This window comes from Nostoc sp. CENA543 (genome assembly GCF_002896875.1).
Taxonomy (GTDB): Bacteria; Cyanobacteriota; Cyanobacteriia; order Cyanobacteriales; family Nostocaceae; genus Trichormus.
On sequence record NZ_CP023278.1, the window covers coordinates 2,207,520 to 2,228,977 of the forward strand.

The 21,458-nt window shown below is 41.9% G+C and carries 9 protein-coding genes; all 9 read left to right on the forward strand.

The genetic code is table 11. The features are described 5' to 3' along the window. Positions 1 to 90 precede the first annotated feature (90 nt). The 9 genes from CLI64_RS09210 to CLI64_RS09250 all read left to right on the forward strand — a co-directional run bounded on the left by CLI64_RS09210 (position 91) and on the right by CLI64_RS09250 (position 21,308). Positions 91 to 2,388 carry a site-2 protease family protein gene (locus CLI64_RS09210; RefSeq protein WP_103136937.1) on the forward strand — a complete coding sequence of 766 codons (2,298 nt, stop codon included), beginning with the start codon at positions 91 to 93 and terminating at the stop codon, positions 2,386 to 2,388. A gap of 108 nt (positions 2,389 to 2,496) precedes the next feature. Then, positions 2,497 to 3,039, forward strand: a complete 543-nt coding sequence (locus tag CLI64_RS09215; RefSeq protein WP_103136938.1) for a hypothetical protein — start codon at positions 2,497 to 2,499, stop codon at positions 3,037 to 3,039. 165 nt (positions 3,040 to 3,204) lie between these two features. Further along, positions 3,205 to 5,751 carry a PAS domain-containing sensor histidine kinase gene (locus CLI64_RS09220; RefSeq protein ID WP_192881702.1) on the forward strand — a complete coding sequence of 849 codons (2,547 nt, stop codon included), beginning with the start codon at positions 3,205 to 3,207 and terminating at the stop codon, positions 5,749 to 5,751. 377 nt (positions 5,752 to 6,128) lie between these two features. Next, positions 6,129 to 7,916: a ShlB/FhaC/HecB family hemolysin secretion/activation protein gene (locus CLI64_RS09225; protein WP_225977546.1), complete on the forward strand. Its 1,788-nt coding sequence runs from the start codon at positions 6,129 to 6,131 to the stop codon at positions 7,914 to 7,916. A 216-nt stretch (positions 7,917 to 8,132) separates the two neighbouring features. Then, on the forward strand, positions 8,133 to 10,577 hold the full coding sequence (locus CLI64_RS09230) for an S-layer family protein (protein ID WP_103136939.1): 2,445 nt from the start codon (positions 8,133 to 8,135) through the stop codon (positions 10,575 to 10,577). Positions 10,578 to 10,668: 91 nt separating this feature from the next. Next, the gene (locus tag CLI64_RS09235) at positions 10,669 to 13,104 is read left to right on the forward strand and encodes an S-layer family protein (protein ID WP_103136940.1); all 2,436 of its coding nucleotides are present in this window, start codon (positions 10,669 to 10,671) and stop codon (positions 13,102 to 13,104) included. Between the two features lie 87 nt (positions 13,105 to 13,191). After that, a complete protein-coding gene (locus tag CLI64_RS09240) occupies positions 13,192 to 15,936 on the forward strand; it encodes an S-layer family protein (protein ID WP_103136941.1) in 2,745 nt (914 codons plus the stop codon). A gap of 87 nt (positions 15,937 to 16,023) precedes the next feature. Beyond that, on the forward strand, positions 16,024 to 18,774 hold the full coding sequence (locus CLI64_RS09245) for an S-layer family protein (RefSeq protein WP_103136942.1): 2,751 nt from the start codon (positions 16,024 to 16,026) through the stop codon (positions 18,772 to 18,774). Positions 18,775 to 18,848: 74 nt separating this feature from the next. Continuing rightward, entirely contained in the window at positions 18,849 to 21,308 is a 2,460-nt protein-coding gene (locus CLI64_RS09250) for an S-layer family protein (RefSeq protein ID WP_192881703.1), read from the forward strand. Positions 21,309 to 21,458 lie beyond the last annotated feature (150 nt).

Sequence of the window (21,458 nt, forward strand, 5' to 3'; positions counted from 1 at the left end):
CAGCACCAGAATTCACGCTAAATTATACTCTTGTAATACATTTAAATCGTATCAGGGAATACTAAGCATAGAGAAGTTTGTCAAGCTACTATGCCATATTTGCTTTACCCCATCCTGATTACGATTTTGGCTTTGTTTATCCAATATTTCATGACCTTCTTACAACTTTGCAAAGCCAGATTTCAGTACCCTAAATACGAAGTTATTGACACAGAGCAAGTTCCGACGTACTTTCAAGATTTATTGCAAACTCCCATCCAAGAACTGGAACAACTGGGTTTTAAGCCATTTAGCTACATACAATATCAACCAATGGTGCAAGCTAATCAGCAACCAAATTGGGAAATTCTCTTATATAACAAGTCTTGTAAGACCTACGCCACAATCGTTACTAACCGTTTAGTTGAACTTGTAAATTTATTTGACATTGAGTTTTACACATTTTTTCAGGATAAAACCTTATTGTTAACTGTAAACTGTAAAAAGCATGGTTTTATTGAAGAAATTCCCCATGCGATTGTTCAAGATGCTTATGCTCATGATGTTTCCATTCAATGGTTACATCACCAAGATAAACTCAATAAGTTAATTCTGGAAAAATTACCCTGTGCTTTAGCACCAAAAGATTTTGCTAAAGCACTACAGATATTCATTGGTAATTATGTCAAACATCTCAGTCAAATAGGTAAAATATCACCAATTAAAGAAACAGCATTATTTCAATTACATTGGTTAACTGCACTCAAAATAGTTTACCAAATCGTCCAAGGTAATAACAAAACAGCCAATATACATCAGCAACGCCGACAAAAAGCTAAAACTCAACCCAGTCTGCAAACCAAGATTCCGATCGAATTGGAAGTTGCTAGCTTCAAACATATGCAGCAAATGCAGCAGGGTTTGCTTAGTAAACAACTCCGCACTTGGCTATTTTTAGGAAGCATTGCAGTGTTTGCAGCTAGCTTTACCAAGTTTCTCACCTTCCAAAGTGTACTGATATTTATTATTGTGATTTTATTCCACGAAGGTGGACATATCCTAGCCATGAAATTGTTTGGTTATCAGGATACTTCTGTGTTATTTGTGCCATTTTTAGGTGCTTTTGCAACAGGACACAAACATGAAGCGACTCTAAGTCAAAAATTTTGGATATCGCTGGCAGGCCCGTTACCAGGGTTAATTTTGGGGATGATTATAGCCATCTTTACACCCCACACTGGTGATAATTTCGCTTGGTTACGCCAAACAAGTTGGATATTGATGTTTATGAATTTATTCAACTTGCTACCAATTTATCCTTTAGATGGGGGAAAGATTGCCAATTTACTTTTATTTTCTCGCATACCTTTTGCTGATGTAGCATTTAAATCAATTGGCTTAGTGATATTTTTCCTGTTGGGAAAACAAGAACCAGGACTGTTAGTATTTTTGATTTTGGTAGCTTTTAGTATTCCTGGTGATTTTCGCAATGCTCAAGTTAGTAACAAATTACAGCAGGAAATCAAACGCAGTCAACCGGAAAATCAAGAGCATCTGTTACACACTATCTTCCAATATTTACAGCAACGGGGATATGACAAATTACCATTTCAAACTAAATACACCTTAGTCAAAGATTTAATGCAGCGATATTACGAATCTAGTGGGAAGTTGACTACTAGATTTGTATTGATGATTTTTTACTGTTTCAGTTTGTTCGGAGGGATGATTGGTAGTTTACAAGCAACCATTCCTGGTTGGTTAAATGTCGTACCTCACCTATTTGAAACTCCTCAGCAAAGTTATGAACGTTTTGCCCAAAAAAGAAAAGCAGAAATTGCTGATTTGACTGCTACTTTGAGTAAAAATCCCAATGATGTGAATGCTTATAAAAAACGCGCCAGGTTACGGATGATGATGCGGGACGAGGAGGGTGCATTGGCAGATTATAACCAAGTCATTCGCTTAACACCAAATGATATTTCATCTCGCCTAACCCGTGCTGGGATGCGTAGAAAATTGTTAGATTATCCAGGCGCGATGCAAGATTATAACGAAGTTTTACGCTTGAATCCAAAAGACTTCATAGCTTATCAGCAACGTGCTTATTTACGCAGACAGATGCAAGACTATAAAGGTGCGATCGCTGATTACAATCAAATTATTAAATTAAATCCCCAAAATCGCTGGGTTTATCTTTCACGGGGAGAAGCCAAGCAACAACTCAAAGACTACAAAGGCGCGTTGGCTGATGCAGAGTACATGATTAAGCGATATCCGCAGTCGTATGAAGCTTATCAACTGCGGAGTCAAGTCCGGCGGAGTTTAGGAGATACCCAAGGTGCGATCGCTGACCAACAAGTAGCAGATAAACTATTAACTAAAATGGAAGAAGAAGACCCAACCTAGTAAAAAGGTAAAAGGCAAAAGGCAAAAGAAATAATGCTTAATAACGGAAAATGCCGAAACTAAAGGTCAGCATCCTGTAGATAAATATCTACCATTTTTTTTCCGACTATGAATAATCAAGTTAAATTCTGGACTTTAGCCACTCTCACCCTAGCTGTTTCATCTTTGACTGTGGGTGGAGTCGTAGCACAAACAAGACTGACACCACAATCAAAAGTTTCAATTAACGGTATTGGCCCTGTGCGTGTGGGGATGACTGTTTCTCAAGCCTCTCAAGCTGCTGGTGTTCGTTTGGCAGGGGATAAACCGAATAACAGTTGTTACTATGTCAGTCCTAAAGGTTATAAAAATCTGGGTTTCATGGTGACAGAAAATCGGATTGCGCGGGTGGATGTCTACGATAAAAGCCGAATTACAACCATTAGAGGCGCGAAAATCGGTGATACTGAAGCACGCATCAAATCTCTGTACCCAGGACAAATTCAAGTTTCACCCCATAATTACGTCCCTGGTGGACACTATCTAACTTTTGTTCCTCAAGACCGCGCCGATCGCAATTATAGAGTAGTGTTTGAAACTGATGGTAAGCGGGTAACTATGTATCGTGCAGGTAAGCTACCAGAAGTTGAATATGTGGAAGGGTGTAGTTAAGAATTTGGGGGTTTAGGGGTTTAAGGGTGTAGGGGTGTAGGGGAAAGAATTTTGAATTGATTCATTGTTCACCCAATTGGGTGAATGCGATCGCCACATCACAAATTAACCTGAAATAAGGCGGGGTTTTGATGTTGTGATTAATAATGCAAATAGCAAGCTAAGATGACCGTTAACCATACACCAGTTACTTGCACAAGAAAGGGTCAAAGAGTGGATGAAACTTTGAAATTATCGACTCCAACAGATTGTCCACAGCAAACAATCACTTGGTTAGAAAGAATTGCTGACAATTTACCAGGAGTGATTTTTCGGTTTCTCTGCAAACCAGATGGTTCTCGGTCTGTCTTATATGTCAGTTCTGGTAGTCAAAAACTGTGTGAATTAACACCAGAAGTTATCAAAGCTGACTGGCAAGCATTATTTAATATACTTTATCCAGAGGACATCAATAGTTTTACAGAATCTCTATCTGTAGCCTATGCTACTGTGAGTCCCTGGTGTTGGCAAGGTCGCATCATCACCCCTAGTGGTCAACTGAAATGGCTAGACTGTAATTCCCACCTAGAACTACAGGCTAACGGTGATGTGCTGTGGGATGGGTTGATTTTGGATATTACAGACCGCAAACAAGCACAACTACAATTACAAGCGACCGAAAGACGGTATCAAGCCATCTTGGATGCAATTCCTGATTTAATGTTTCGCATTAGTCGAGATGGTGAATATCTTGATTTAAAAGGTGATGGGGCAAATGTAAGTTTATCGCGGGACGCAATCATTGGGCGAAACTTACAGGAAGTTTTACCCAGTGATGTCGCCGCTATTGGTCAGGAAATGATTCACACAACCCTAAATACAGGCAATTTACAAACCTGTGAATATCAGCTATCAACCCCTCTCATCTGGCGAGATTATGAGGCGCGGTTAGTAGTGAGTGGTCATGATGAAGTATTAGCTATTGTCAGGGATATCACGGAACGCAAACAAGCAGAAAGCACATTACAAAACTTGGCACAAAAATTTGCCAAAGCCTTTAATTGCAGTCCTGACCCGATTACTATCAGCACCTTTCAGGAAGGACGCTACGTAGAAGTAAATGATAGTTTTGTCAAACTCTCCGGTTATGAACGCCATGAAGCAGTCGGTCGTACAGCCTGGGAATTAAATATTTGGGTGGATGAGCGCGATCGCCTAAAATTAATTCAACAACTACAAACCCAAGGGGCTGTCCGCAACCTGGTTTTACCATTTCGTTGCAAATCTGGAGAAGTCATTACCTCAACACTTTCAGCCGAAGTCATGGATTTAGATGGTGTTCCCCACATTATCGCCATTAACCATGACATCACAGCCCAACAATTAGCCGCACACCGCGATCGCATTTTAGCTGCAACCCTAGTCAGAATTCGTTCTTCCCTGAATTTAGAGGAAATTCTACAAACCACTGTCACAGAAATTCGGCAATTTTTGCAAACAGACCGAGTATTTATTGGGATTGATGATCCAAAACTCGGCGCGAAAATTGTTGCGGAATCTGTCAATCCCCAATATCCGGCGGTATTAGATTGGAAAAGCGGCGACGATAGTTATATGCAAGAATTACGCACCATTTTTAGAACTCATCGGGTGCGTACTGTCGCAGATGTCAGTAAAGTTGAGATATCGCCCCAATTAAGACATATATATCAACAATTTCACACCAAAGCCACCCTAGCCCTCCCCATCTTTGTCGGTGACAAATTATTTGGTGCAGTGGTGGCTAACCAATGTTCCACGACACGCAATTGGCAACCCATCGAAATTGATTTATTACAACAAATCTCAGAACAACTGGCGATCGCCATCCAACAAGTCAAACTCTACCAAGAATTAGCCGACCTTAACGCCAGTCTCGAACAGCAAGTAGAAGAACGCACCGCCCAACTGCAACAAAAAATGCAGGAATTAGCAGAAATGCAACGCGTCAAAGACGTAATATTACACACCGTCGCCCACGATTTACGTACCTCTGTCATCGGTAACTTGATGGTTTTAAGGAATCTTCTGGGAATGGCAGGGGGGCAGGGGGGCAGGGTGCAGGGGGCAGGGGGGGAAAAAGACGATGCCCAATTCCCCATGCCCAATACCCCATGCCCCATTCCCGTTTCTAGCTCCATCATTGAACGAATGATTCAAGGCAATGAGCGACAATTGCGAATGCTAGATTCATTATTAGAAATTCATACTTGCGAAGCTCAAGGAATGACTCTGCAACCAGAAATGGTGCAATTTAGTCATTTATTTGACAGAATTATTCGCGATTTACAACCCTTATTGTGTCAAAATCAAGCAAATATCAACAATCTACTCCCTGCAAATTTACCCTTGGTGATGGTTGACATCTCCAAGTTACAGAAAGTTTTGCTGAATTTGTTTACTCATAGCCTGCAACATAACCCCCCAGGACTTCAATTTACTGTTAAAGCCAAAGTAGAAAATGGGATGATTCGCACTTGTATCCAAGAAAACGGGGTCAGTATCAGTAAACTAGAGTGCGATCGCCTATTTGATTTGTATGTGCGTGATCCTCAAGCTTCTTGTTCCACACTCATCAGCTTACAAATGTATCTTTGTCGCCAAATTATTCAAGCCCACGGCGGCGAAATCGGCGTAATTAGCCATCGTAAGCGCGGTTTAACCTTCTGGTTTACCTTACCTCTTCCTGTCTAAAAAAGTATTTTTCAACAAATTTCAGCAATCTTTGGGCATCGGGCATTGGGCATTGGGCATCGTCTTTTTCTCCCCCTGCCCCCCTGCCCCCTGCCCCCTACCCTTGAAAGCTGCCCCTGCCTCCCCTATCAGAGTATGAAAATCAAATCATTACGCAAGTTTTGAAAATTTTGAGCATTCTGCTACATAAATGGGAAAAATTACTGTATGGTAGGTAGCGATGATTGCGTGAATAGGACACATAAATTCTAGATTGAGAGATATTATTTTTGACTCAACAAATGTGGATTATTTAAGTATTATTACCACTGCACATCATACCTAACTACAGCAAAAACACTTTTTTAACCCTATGTAGATTTAGGAGACAGGTGGCAGTGAACCGATTTACCGTAAAAAACCATATTCTTAAACCAGTATTTAATACCTACATCTTAAATAAAAGTGTAAGTATTATTTCTGTATTAAAACCTATAACAATAGTATTATTTATAGCTATTGCCTTGGGGAATGAGCAGCAAGCGATCGCTCAAACTATCAATCGTAACTCCGTACCAACTACTACTCCAGATCGCGATTTACCATCGGATGTGCTACCACCACCATCCGAGCCAGAGCCATTACTTCCGCCTGTACAAACACCCGATCAGTCAACTCCCACACCAGAAGATCCCAACGCCAAATTTCAGGTTGATCGCATTGAAGTTGTGGGAAGTACAGTTTTTTCTCCAGCAGAGTTTGCTAAGATTACATCTCCCTTTGTCGGTAGAGAAGTCTCATTTGCAGAGCTATTGCAAGTGAAAGATGCAATTACCAAGCTTTACACTGATCAAGGCTATGTCACCACCGGGGCTGTCATTGCACCCCAAACAATAGAAGCGGGAGTGGTGAAAATTCAGGTGATTGAGGGTAGTTTGTCAGAAATTAAAGTTAGAGGTAATCGTCGATTACGTACTCAATATATTCGCGATCGCATCCGCTTGGGTGCAGGTAAACCCCTGAATGTCCCACAATTACTAGAAAAACTGCAATTATTGCGTCTCGATCCACGCATTCAAAACCTATCAGCCGAATTACAGATGGGTGTCACGCCTGGAACTAATATCCTGCAAGTGGAAATTCAAGAAGCTGATACCTTCTCACTGACTACAACTTTAGATAATGGGCGATCGCCTAGTGTCGGTAGTTTGCGGCGGGGTGTGGAAATCCAAGAATTGAATTTATTGGGTTTCGGAGATACTTTGAGTGCAGCATACACTAATACCGACGGTAGCAATACCCTTAACTTTAATTACAACCTGCCAGTGAATGCTAACAACGGTACTGTCTCGTTGAGTTTTAACCAAGGGTGGAATCGTGTGATTGAAGAACCATTCACCGTCCTAGATATTCAATCAAACACTAAATCTTACGAAATCGGCTATCGCCAACCACTGATTCTCAAACCCACCCAGGAATTAGCTGTAGGAATATCATTTTCCCGTCAAGAAAGTCAAACCGAGTTAGGTCTTGATAATATTGGTGGATTTCCCCTATCTCCCGGTGCAGATGCAGAAGGTAGAACCAATATTTCCGCTTTGCGCTTTACCCAAGAGTATACCCAGCGCAGCAATGAGGAAGTTTTTGCAGCGCGATCGCAATTTAGTTTGGGGGTAGATTGGTTAGGGGCAAACGTCAATGCAGATGAACCAGATAGCCGCTTTTTCAGTTGGCGGGGACAAACTCAATGGGTGCGACAACTAGCACCAGACACACTATTTTTAGCTAGAGGCGATCTACAACTAGCTACTACTTCCCTCGTTCCCTTAGAGCAATTTGGTTTGGGTGGACAGCAAACTGTACGGGGTTATCGTCAAGATACCTTACTTACAGATAATGGTTTATTAGTAACAGCAGAATTACGCCTACCCGTCTACCGGACTCCGAAATCAGAGACAGTATTACAACTTGCACCTTTTATTGATGTAGGTACAGGCTGGAATACTAACAGCAGAAATCCATCCCCAAGTACATTGATCGGTACTGGGTTAGGACTATTGTGGAAACAAGGTGATCATTTCTCCGCCAGATTAGATTGGGGTATTCCCTTAACCTCAGTAGAAGGTGATAAACGCAGTCTCCAAGAAAATGGCTTGTATTTTTCTGTTAGGTATTCACCATTCTAAAAACTGGAAATATTCCTCAAAATTTTGCTCATGGGGACTTCCAGAGCATAAATTATCTAATTTCTCTTGTTAAAAACAACTTTCTTTCCCCCTGCTCCCTGCTCCTTGTCCCCTTGCCCTCACAGTGATAGGATATTTTTTTCATAGAAAGTCCTATGTTCCAGCACCATATCTTTTTGGGAAATCTAATAAAGATGTGTAGATGAAACCTGAGCGATGAAAGCATCCTCTGTTGGCTGGAATTGGATCAATGTCATCTTGTTAGGTGAAATTCTCTTGTGGTGCAGCTTTGCTTATGCTCAAGTCACTGTAGATTCCACCCTCAACACTACCTTTACTCAAAGTGGCAACGACTTTACAATCACGGACGGAAATCGAATCGGTAACAATCTGTTTCACAGTTTCGAGCAATTTTCAATTCCCGCTAAAGGCTCTGCTTTCTTCAACAATGCCTTAGATGTAGAGAATATCTTCAGTCGGGTAACTGGGGGCAATATTTCCCATATTGACGGTTTAATTAAAGCCAACGGCAATGCTAATTTATTTTTGCTCAATCCTAGTGGAATTATTTTTGGAGCAAATGCCAAATTAGAGATTGGTGGTTCTTTTATTGCGACAACAGCCAATAGCATCAAATTTGCTGATGGGACTGAATTTAGCGCAGTCAATCCCCAACAAAACCCAGTATTGACGATTAATGTTCCCATCGGCTTACAAATGGGCAGCAATTCTGCATCTATCATAGCTAATGGACAGGGATACACCAATAATGGCTATACGATTTCTCGACTGCCTCAATCCACAGAATTACAAGTCAAACCGGGGAAAACTTTGGCTTTAGTAGGCGGTGATCTGCAATTGCATGGATTGATCTTGACTGCACCACAAGGACGAATAGAACTGACAAGCACCAATGGTGCAGGACAAGTTGATTTACTCCCTAATGCCCAAGGTTATACACTGGGGTACAGTTCTGGACAAACTTTGGGTGATATTCAACTCACACAACAGTCACTATTAGATGTTAGTGGTATCAATGCAGGTGACGTTAACATTCAAGGAAAAAATATTCGCTTTACTGATGGTTCGTTAGTTTTAGGGCAAAATTATGGCTATCTTCCTGGTGGTGACATTCGGTTACGAGCGTCAGAAGCGATCGCTTTAATTGGCACGGTCAGCGATGGCATACTAGGAAGTGGAGTGCGCGTTGATGCTTTTGGGACGGGAGCTAGCAGTAATATCAGTGTAGTAACACCTCAGCTTATCCTCCAGCAAGGAGCAATATTAAACACGATCACATCAGGAAACGCCGCCAGTGGCAACATCCAAATTGATGCAGCCAAGATTGAAATATCCGGCTATTCACTCACTTATCCGCTTGGTGTGACTAACATCACCACTAGTACCTATAGTTTTGGCAGTGCTGGTGATATCTTCATGAATAGCGATAGTTTATTACTAACCAATGGAGGTTCGATATCCTCAGCGTCATTTGCTAGCGGCTCTGGTGGTAAAGTAACAATTCGCAATCAAAATACTACAGTTAAGGGTGAAAGCCCTTTTGGCCTTTATAGTGCTATCAGTCTCTCAACTTTTGCCACCGGCAATGCCCAGGATTTATCACTAGATACTGCTAGATTACAGATTTTAGAGGGTGGCACAGTTGGTTCATCGGCGTTCTTTATGGGGAATGGCGGCAATGTCAATATCAATGCTAGTGAAGCGATCGCCATTAGTGGTAGTAGTCCCAACAATCAAAGTAACATTAATTCCAGTGCCGTCCGTTTGAGTCCCCAGTTACGTCAATTATTCGATTTACCCGATATACTGACAGCGAATGCCGGTAATGTCAGTATTAATACACCCAATCTCATACTGACAGATGGTGGCACAGTGAGTGTTACTAGTCAAGGTATTGGCAATGGCGGGACTCTCAACATTACAAGCGATCGCATCCAGTTAAAAAATCAAGGCTCAATTCAAGCACAGACAGAATCTGGTAATGGTGGCAATATCAACCTACAAGTCGGAAAGTTGTTATTTCTGCGTCAAGATAGCAAAATTACTGCCACAGCTAGTGGTTTAGGAGACGGTGGTAATATCACAATTAATACACCCATCATTACTGGCTGGGAAAACAGCGATATTATTGCTAACGCAGTTAGAGGACGTGGAGGCAATATTCAAATCACCTCACAGGGAATTATTGGCTTAGAATATCGTCCCCAAATAACTGCTGAAAATGATATTACTGCCAGTTCACAGTTTGGGGTGAGTGGTACGGTGCAAGTGAATACAACTGGAGTTGATCCCAATTCGGGGTTAGTGGAACTACCTGCTAATGTCGCTGACCCATCCCAACAAATTGCTACAGGTTGTACTGATACTAGTGGTAGTAGTTTTATCGCCACAGGACGGGGTGGCATACCGCAAAATCCCACACAGGAAGTGAGGAGCGATCGCACTTGGTCTGACATCCGCAACATCTCTGCATTCCAGAAAAAACCAGCACTACAAGCACAAACATCAAAATATCCAGAATTGCTTGTTCAAGCAACTGGCTGGCAACGTAACCCTCAAGGCAAAATTGAATTAATTACCGATAAATCTTCTGTGAATTTACAACCCTCATTAACTTGTGCTGCTGTTCATAAAAGCTGAAAGAACTCACCATAACATTACACAGCCACCTCCATAGAAAACTTCACCTTGGGAACACTAGACACAAGGTAGATAATTACGAGATTAAGTGATGAAAGTAACTTTTGCTAACTTAAGTCTAATTGGTGCAGTCTACATCTTGGCTATTGGTAACAGTCATGTTCAGGCACAAGTCACACCCGATAGTACTCTCAGCACTGCTGTGTCTGGAAGTAATAGTTACAACATTACTGGCGGCACTAGGGTCGGCAATAATTTATTTCATAGTTTCAGTCAATTCTCTATTCCTAGCAATGGCTCTGCATCATTCGATAATGCTACCGATATTCAAAATATTTTTAGTCGTGTAACTGGCGGTAATGTTTCCAACATTAATGGTTCTATCAACGCTAATGGTATTGCTAATTTATTTTTACTCAACCCCGCAGGCATTATTTTTGGACAAAATGCCAGCTTAAATATTGGTGGTTCTTTTGTCGGCACAACTGCTAATAGCATCAAATTTGCTGATGGATTTGAGTTTAGTGCAGTTAATCCCCAAAATACGCCATTATTAACTTTCAGTGTACCTATAGGATTGCAAATGGGAAGTAATCCAGGTGCGATTGTATTTAATGGTTCTGGTTATGGTTTAGAGCGATTGGGAAATGCTGCTCTGCGTGCGACTAGTGAATCTAACTTACAAGTAAAGCCAGGAAAAACTCTGACTTTATTAGGTAGCAATATTTCGATGGTGGAGAGTCGAATTTCCAGCAGTTCCGGAAATATCGAACTCGGAAGTGTCAAAGAAGGTGCGATCGACTTGCAGTCCACATCAGAAGGATGGCGACTTGGTTATGAAAATGTATTAAAATTTGGAGATATAAAATTAGACCAAGCGATTATTGATGCTTTAGCTCCTGGTGGTGCTTCGATTCGCTTACGAGGAGAAAATATATCCTTACATAATGGCTCCAAGGTGATTATTCAAAACCAAGGACTGAAACCATCTGGTGGTATTAGTATTAATGCAGTTGAATCTTTAGAAGTAAGCGGTCTACATCCAAAACTGAATGAGTATAGTGATATTTATACCGAAAGCCTAGTTGGTTTAACTGGGGATATTAATATTTCGACCCAACGCTTGAAATTATCAGGAGGACAAGGCATTTTCAGTATGGCGATAAATAGTCAGGGGAGTAATATTATTGTCAAGGCATCTGAATCAATTAAGTTAGAACCCGATCCATTAAATCCAACACGGACAAGTCATATCGAAACTACTACTTTTAGTTCTAAAAGGGCTGGGGATGTTATCCTATCTACAAATGATTTAATCGTTTTGGGTGGTTCGAGAGTCTCATCGATTACGACCTCTTCTGGAGATGGTGGAAATGTCAATATCAATACAAAATCAATTGAAGTAACTGGAATCACAAGTGATTTTGTCGCTAGTGTAATTACTGCTGGAAGTTTAGGGCAAGGTAATGCTGGTAATTTACTCATAAATACAGATCGATTAACAATTCGTGATGGTGGACGAGTCGATTCTTCGGGTGCTGCAAACGGTAATGCGGGTAGTGTAACGATTAATGCTGGAGAATTTATCGAAGTCAATGGAACTGTACCAGGTTCAATCAATCCGAGTTTAATTATCTCTTCTGCAAATCTCTTAGATGAATCATTGCGTCAAGCTTTAAGGCTTCCTCCTGCACCAACAGGAAAATCGGGAAACGTGGCTATTAACACACCCGTGTTGCGAGTCATGAATGGAGCGCAGGTGACAGTAAAAAATGATGGTACGGGAAATGCTGGCAGCTTAAAAATCAATGCTAATTCGATTTTTCTTGATCGCAAAGGTGGTATTACTGCTGCGACCAAATCTGGAGAAGGTGGTGATATTACAATTAATTTAAAAGACTCTTTGATTATACGCCGTGGCAGCAGAATAGATACAGAGTCTTTAGGTACGGGTAATGGTGGTAACATTACCATTAATTCACCAATTATCGGTGGTTTTGAAAACAGCGATATCATTGCCAATGCTTTAAATGGTAATGGTGGCAATATCAACATTACTACTCAGGGCATCTTTGGCTTAGAGTTTCGCAATCAACTCACCCCACAAAGTGATATTACCGCTAGTTCGCAATTTGGGGTAAATGGTACAGTCGAAGTGAATAACGTTGGCGTTGACCCAAACTCTAGTTTGGTTGAATTGCCGGCCAATGTCACCGATCAATCGCAGCAAATAACAAGTGGTTGTTCTAATACCAGTGGTAGTAGTTTTATCGCTACAGGTAGAGGTGGAATACCAAAAAATCCGACACAGGAATTAAGGAGCGATCGCCCTTGGTCTGACATCCGCAATATATCTGCATTCCAAACCACACCGCAGATACAATCACAAACACCTCCAAACCCACAAATACCCATCCAAGCTACTTCCTGGCATCGTAATGCTCAAGGTAAAGTGGAACTAGTTGCCATCTCATCTGTCACACCCAACCCATCACCGTTAACCTGTAGTGCTATTTCTCAAGGGTAATTCCGCCTACGAATATTTTCTCATCACCAGTGTTCAAAATTAGAGGATTCTGGGCATCATAAGTTGGGTATAAATAGAAACTCTGCAATGAAAACATTATCTGTATACTTAGATTTTGTGACTCGCATCTCCACAGGTATCATGCTACTACCATCGGTATTCATCTTGTTGTGGAATGGTTGTGCTAATGCTCAAATCACTCCAGATAATAGCCTCAATACCAAAGTCATCCAACAAGGGAATCAATTTACCATTACTGATGGTAGTCAAGCAGGCAGTAATTTATTTCACAGTTTCAGTCAGTTTTCCGTTCCTAATGGTGGTTCGGCAACATTTGACTTAAGCAATACAGCAAATATTACCACTATATTTAGTAGAGTTACTGGTGGCCAAATTTCTCAGATTGATGGCAAAATCCAGATTATTCCAGCAGGCAGCAACGCTGTGAGTCTGTTTCTTCTCAATCCTAGTGGGATAGTTTTTGGGTCTCAGGCCAGTCTCAATATCAGTGGGTCATTTGTGGCTACTACTGCCGACAGTATTAGATTCGCTGACGGCTTTAAGTTTGATGCCACCCAAGCTACCACACCACCCTTATTAACCATGAGTGTACCTGTGGGGCTACAATTAGGCAGTAATGCTGGCACAATTCGCACCGAAGGTACACCAGCACTCAATTTCTTAAATCGCCCCGCGCAAAGTTTTCAGGCTCAAACCGTTGCCCTAGTGGGTAGTGAAATTGATATTAATCAAAGCAGCATTGCCAATCCAGACGGCAGAATGGAATTATGGGCATTGCAGAATGCAGAAGTGGGATTGAATCATCAAGCAGGATGGCAACTAACTAGCCCAGCGACAGCCGACTGGGGACTGATCTCCCTCAGACAAGCCTCATATATCGATACCAGTGGAATAAATGGGGGAGCGATTAACATCCGTGGCCGAGGTTTAACATTAAAGGAAGGTTCGAGCATTGCTTCGACTACAGGAGCGTTGGGACAAGGGCAAGGAATCACCGTTAAAACCACGGAATTTATTGATTTGTTGGGAGTATCAGATCCACAAAATTATGACACCCCTGGATTATTCACTACTGTATCTGGAAGTGGGGCAAAGGCGGGAGATATTACCATCGAGACAGAGAGTTTACGGATTCAGAATGGAGCATGGTTGCAATCTATCAACAATGGTTTTACCTTCGATTTCTCAACCTTCAGCTTTACTCCCATCAACGATACTACTACAGGCAACATTACCGTTTTTGCTAAGGACGTGGAAGTGAGTGGGTATAACCCATTTCCCAATCCTTTTACTGGAGTTGCTAATTTTAGACCTAGTGCTATTACCACCTTAGTTAATAGTGGCAAAAGAAATAATAGCGGTACTATCACCATTGAAGCTAATCAAGTTCGTCTGCTGAACGGTGGACGTATTAGTGCCAGTATAATAGGTTTCCCAATTCCTGGTTTAGACTCAATCACTGTTGGTAATTCTGGAGATATCTTTATTCAAGCTAGGGAGTCTCTAGAAATTAATGGAACTACGGCTGGGGGATTAACTGGTGCTATCATAAGTTCAATTCAAGCTTTTGCTCAAGGTGAAGCTGGCAATATTACTATTAACACAGGAAATTTACGCGTCACAGATGGTGGAGCTATTGCTAGTGAGCTATCAGGTACTGGCAATGCCGGGAATATAGTGATTCAAGCTCAAAATGTAGAAGTCAGTAAGCCAAAGCTCGATAGTTTTAGTAATACAGTTAGTGGTATTACTGTGGCAGTGAATAAAAATGCGGTTGGTAATGGTGGCAATATTAGTCTACAAGCTGAACGCTTACGTGTGTTCCAAGGTGGACAGATCACTTCATCTAGCTTAGGTAAAGGATCTGCTGGTAGTGTGAATTTACGGGTTAATGATATTGATGTGCAAGGTTTTTCTGAACCTTTACGCGATGGTCGCATATTGCCTAGTAGTATCACAGCATCCGCAGCCAATAACTTTACGGCTCGGTCAGTTAATATCAATGCGGAGAAATTGAGTGTGCGGGATGGGGCAGAAATCACCGTGAGCAATCTTGGCTCTGGGGATGCAGGTAACTTAAATATTAATGCTAGCCAGATATTTTTAGATAATGGTGGTAGCTTACGAGCCGAAGTTAATGGAGGTAGTCGCGGTAACATCCGACTCAATGCCAGTGAATTTGTCCTCCTCAGACGCGGTAGTAGTATTGTCACCAATGCTCGTGGTACTTCTACTGGCGGCAATATTAATATTCGTGCAGAGTCAATTATTGCTGTGCCTACAGAAAACAGTGATATTGAGGCTAATGCCGTTTTAGGGCAAGGTGGTAACATTCAAATTACCACTCAAGGTCTTTTCGGATTGCAGTTCCGTGACCAACTCACACCCGATAGTGATATTACTGCCAGTTCGCAATTTGGGCTAAGTGGTACGGTGCAAGTCAATACAGTTGGTGTTGATCCCAATGCAGGTTTAGTAGAATTACCTACCAATGTGACTGACCAATCAAAACAAATAGCCAGTGGATGTGCTGATACAAATGGTAGCAGTTTTATCGCTACAGGTAGGGGTGGAATACCACAAAATCCCAGCCAGGAAATAAGGAGCGATCGCACTTGGTCAGATATCCGCAATATATCTGCATTCCACAACACACCACATATACAAGCAAAAACACCCACACAGCCACAAATTCCCATCCAAGCTACTGCCTGGCATCGTAATGCTCAAGGTAAAGTGGAACTAGTTGCCATCTCATCTGTCACACCCAACCCATCACTGTTAACCTGTAGTGCTATTTCTCAAGGGTAATTCCGCCTACGAATATTTTCTCATCACCAGTGTTCAAAATTAGAGGATTCTGGGAATAATAAGCTGGGTATAAATCGAGACAATGTAATGAAAACATTATCTATCTGCTTAGATTTTGTGACTCGAATCTCCACAGGTATCATGCTACTACCATCGGTATTTATCTTGTTGTGGAATGGTTGTGCTAACGCTCAAATCACTCCAGATAATAGCCTCAATACCAAAGTCACCCAAGATGGAAATCAATTTACTATTACTGATGGTAGTCAAGCAGGCAGTAATTTATTTCACAGTTTCAGTCAGTTTTCCGTTCCTAATGGTGGTTTAGCAACATTTGACTTAAGCAATACAGCAAATATTACCACTATATTTAGTAGAGTTACTGGTGGCCAAATTTCTCAGATTGATGGCAAAATCCAGATTATGCCAATAGGCAGCAACGCTGTGAGTCTGTTTCTTCTCAATCCTAGTGGGATAGTTTTTGGGTCTCAGGCCAGTCTCAATATCAGTGGGTCATTTGTGGCTACTACTGCCGACAGTATTAGATTCGCTGACGGCTTTAAGTTTGATGCCAGCCAAACCACCACACCACCCTTATTAACCATGAGTGTACCTGTGGGGCTACAATTAGGTAGCAATGCTGGCTCCATTACTGTGCAAGGGCCAATCACGACCAACTCCTTGTTAAGAACACCCACACTCTCGTTAGTTCCAAATCAGACTTTAGCCTTGGTGGGTAGTCAGATCAATGTGGATAGTGCCAATATCTCTGCCTCCGATGGGCAGATTGAGTTATGGGCAGTACAAAATGCTCAGGTAGCAATAAACAACCAAACACCTTGGGAAATAACGAGTTCTGTGGATACTGCCAACTGGGGAACAATTACACTCCAGCAAGTTTCCTTAATCGATGCAAGTGGAATTAACGGAGGCGCAATTAATATCCGTGGACGTGGGTTGACTGTGCAGGATGGTTCTAATATTAGTTCTACTACCTTTGCTGGCCAAGGTAAGGGCATTACTATTAACACAACAGATTTTGTGAATCTTTTAGGCATTTCTGATCCAAATCAACCATTATTTCCTGGGATCAAAACTTCTGTCGGCAATACATTTGGAGTATTGGCACTTCCGGGGCCAATAGCAACAGGACGAGCAGGTGATGTCACTATTGAAACCAAACGCTTACAGTTAGCCAATGGTAGCTGGCTCCAATCTGCCACCTCTGGCAATAACTCTAGAACGGGAGATGTTACTGTTCGTGCTGCTGATGTGTATCTAGTAGGATACGAAAATTTGACTGGATATATTGTAGATACGATTGGCAGTTTAATTGTTGCTGGGAGCAACAATCAGAGTGGACAAGTTACTGTTGATGCTCAACGGATTCGCTTACTCAATGGTGGTCGTATCAGCAGTAGCATTTTAGGGGGGAATGGTCAAGCTGGAAAAGTTTCTATTCGAGCTGACGAGAGTTTGGAGATTCGAGGAGTTAGTTTTTATGATGGCACTTACGGTGGAGGTATATCCAGTGCTGTTCTCAGTTCGATGGAAGCTGGCACCACAGGTCAAGGAGGGCAAATTACTATAGATACAGGTAGTTTGGTTGTGTCTAGTGGTGGGGCGATTACTAGTGAGCTAGCAGGTTCTAAAGCATTCTTAGAACTACAAATACCAGGAGCAAATGGTACAGCTGGGAGCATTAATATTCGAGCTAAGGATATACAAGTTAGCGATCCGGTAATTGATGGATATAGTCAAAGTATTACGGGTATTACAGCTTCTATAGGCAATGGTGCTGTTGGTTCAGGTGGGACAATTAACTTAACGGCAGACAGTTTACGTGTATTTAACGGTGGACAAATCACCTCATCCAGCCAAGGTCAAGGCACTGCGGGCAATATCAACCTACAGGTAAACAACATTGATGTACAAGGTGTTTCCCCAACTTTAGTTGGAGAGCAATATCTCAAGAGTACAATTACCGCATCCTCAACCACCAACTTTGCAGCAGGCTCGGTAAATATCACAACTGATAGTTTAAGTATTCGTGACGGCGCAGAAATTACAGTCAGCAATTCTGGTACTGGAGATGCAGGGAACCTCAATATTAACGCCCGTAATCTCTTCCTAGATAATGAAGCCAAACTGCGAGCCGAAGTGAATGGTGGTAATTATGGCAACATCATCCTTTTGGCAAGTGATACATTGTTATTGCGACGCGGCAGTCATATTATTACCGATGCTCATGCTGCTTCTACAGGGGGCAACATTAATATCAATACTGGTTCGATTGTGGCGGTACCCACAGAAAACAGCGATATTTCGGCTAATGCTGTACTAGGAAGCGGTGGTAATATCCAAATCACCACGCAAGGTATTTTCGGATTGCAGTTCCGTGACCAACTCACACCCGATAGTGATATTACTGCCAGTTCGCAATTTGGGCTAAGTGGTACGGTGCAAGTCAATACAGTTGGTGTTGATCCCAATGCAGGTTTAGTAGAATTACCTGCGAATGTCACTGACCCATCACAACAAGTTGCTACAGGTTGTACTGATACAAGTGGTAGTAGTTTTATCGCCACAGGTAGGGGTGGGATACCACAAAATCCTAGCCAAGAAGTGAGGAGCGATCGCACTTGGTCAGATATCCGCAATATCTCTGCATTCCCAAACACACCACAAATACAAGCACAAGCAACCACACAGCCACAAATCGCCATCCAAGCTACTTCCTGGCATCGTAACACTCAAGGCAAAATTGAATTAATTGCAGAGCTATCTTCTACTCAGACGCAACCATCCTTAACTTGTGCAGCAATTCCCAAAAGTTAGTTACACATCCGCAAAGGTTAGCAAAATCATCTTTTGGGCATACTACTTACAGGGCAGAAAATGGAAATGGGCTGATGAAAGTAACTTTTACTGGCTTTGGTTTAATTGGCGGAATGTTCATAAGCGTTATTGGCAGCAGTTGTGTTAACGCTCAAGTTATTCCCGATAGTTCTCTGGGGACAGAAGTCTCCCCAGGTTCAGAACATTTCACGATCACTAATGGCCAGCGTGTCGGCAATAACCTGTTTCACAGTTTCCAGCAATTCTCTATTCCTAAAGATGGCTCTGCTTTCTTTGACAATGCTTTAGATATCCAAAATATTTTTAGTCGTGTCACTGGCAGTAGTATTTCTCAGATTGATGGTTTAATTCAAACTAATGGTAGTGCCAATTTATTTTTGCTCAATCCCAATGGAATTATTTTTGGCTCTAATGCCAGGTTAAATATTGGTGGGTCTTTTGTAGGAACAACAGCCAATAGTATCAACTTTAGCGATGGCTTTATCTTTAGTACCACTGATACAACCACACCTTCTTTGCTCACAATGAGCGTACCCATTGGCTTACAGATAGGACAAAATTCAGGCAGCATTGAAGTCCAAGGACAAGGACACAATCTGCTTCACCCTCCCAATTTTTTAGCCCCAGTGACTCGTGATCCACAACTTGGTGGTTTGCGCCTGTTGCCAGGGCAAACATTAGCCCTTCTGGGTAATGGTATTCAATTGGATGCAGGGGTGTTAATTGCTGAAAGCGGACATATTGAACTGGGAAGCATGGCAGTAGGAACAATTAACCTCAATACTAATACTCCTGCTTGGGAATTTGACTATCATTCTGGTCAAAGTTTATCAGATATATCTCTCACTCGCGCTGCTCTCATCGATACAAGTGGTAATCCTGGAGGTTCGATTCATCTTCAAGGAAAAGATATTCACATTCAAAATAGTTCCAGTGTATTTATTCAACATCAAGGACAGCAAAATACAGGTAGCATCAAAATCAATGCAGATTTATTAGCAATGAGTGGTGCATTGCCACAAAAAAATCCCAGTTTAATTTTGTCTGAAAATCTGGGTAGTGGATATGGAGCGAATATAGATGTTTCAGTTAGGCAGTTGATTGTGCAGGATGGGGGCGGAATCTTATCTACAACCTATACAAATGGCGGAAAAGGTGGAAATATCACCGTCAATGCCGCAGAATCAATCCAAATTATAGGTTTTTCTCCTATTAATTTTCGTGCTAGTGGCATTAATAGCCCATCTTTCCCAGGAGGAGGAAAGGGTGGAAATATTGCGATCGCCACCAAAGATTTAATTGTGCAAGAAGGGGGAACGATTACATCACTGGTTGAAGGAGGAGGTAGTGGCGGTAATATTGATATGACCGCAGACATAATTTCCCTATTCGGTGAAAATCCAGGATCAGGTGGAGCATCCGCTATTGCTACATCGACCTTTTTCGGGGGGGATGGCGGTGTGATAAATATTAATACCAGACAATTAATACTGAGAGCATCTGGTGTAATTTCTGCTAGCACTTCTGATACTGGTAATGCGGGTGATTTAACTATTTATGCTAGTGAATCTGTGGAAGTTGATGGTTCTAACTCCGTGTTGCGGGATCATAGTCGTATTACTGCATCAGGGCAAAGATTTCGACCCAGGTATTTACAAAACAGAGGTTTGTCGGCATTTCCTAGTGGCAATGGCGGAAATTTAACTATTATCTCTCCCACTATTAAAGTTAGTAATGAGGGCTATATCGCGGCGGAAAATATAGGTAGTGGCAATGGTGGATATTTACAAATTCAAGCCGACTCACTCTTGTTAGAGCAACAAGGTCAAATTAGAACTGCGGCTGCATCTGGGCAAGGTGGTTCTCTAGGACTGATGGTAGGAGATATTCTCCTGATGCGCCACAATAGTCTCATCAGTGCTAGGGCTGGAAATAATGGTAATGGGGGCAACATTACTATTATTTCTCCCTTAATTGTCGGACTAGAAAACAGTGATATTATTGCCAATGCCGTTGCCGGAAATGGAGGCAAAATTCAAATTACCACTCAAGGTTTATTGGGCTTAGAATTTCGTGATGGCGAAACTCCCAAAAGTGATATTACCGCTAGTTCGCAATTTGGGGTAAGTGGTACAGTTCAAATTAATAATGTCGGAGTTGACCCTAATTCGGGTTTAGTGGAATTACCGGAGAATGTGACTGATCCATCCCAACAAATAACTACAGGTTGTTCTAATACTAATAGTAGTAGTTTTGTCGCCACAGGACGGGGTGGCATACCGCAAAATCCCAGGCAGGAGGTGAGGAGCGATCGCACTTGGTCAGATATCCGCAATATCTCTGCATTCCAGAACACACCACAAATCCAAGCACAAGCACCCATACAGCCACAAATTCCCATCCAAGCCACATCCTGGCATCGTAACCCTCAAGGCAACATCGAATTGATTGCAGATCAATCTCCCGTGCCAGTGCCAACAACATTAACCTGTGCTGCCACTCCTCAAAGTTGATGTACACATTCCTCAATCTCCACTTCAACGCAGATATTCAACTCTCCAACTTTTGAGGGTGTTGACGACGAGTCATAATTTATGTGGTGGATTACTGATTGAACTGCGGCAAAAGTTAAGCTTTGTAAAGAGAAAGTATAAAAAAACTAG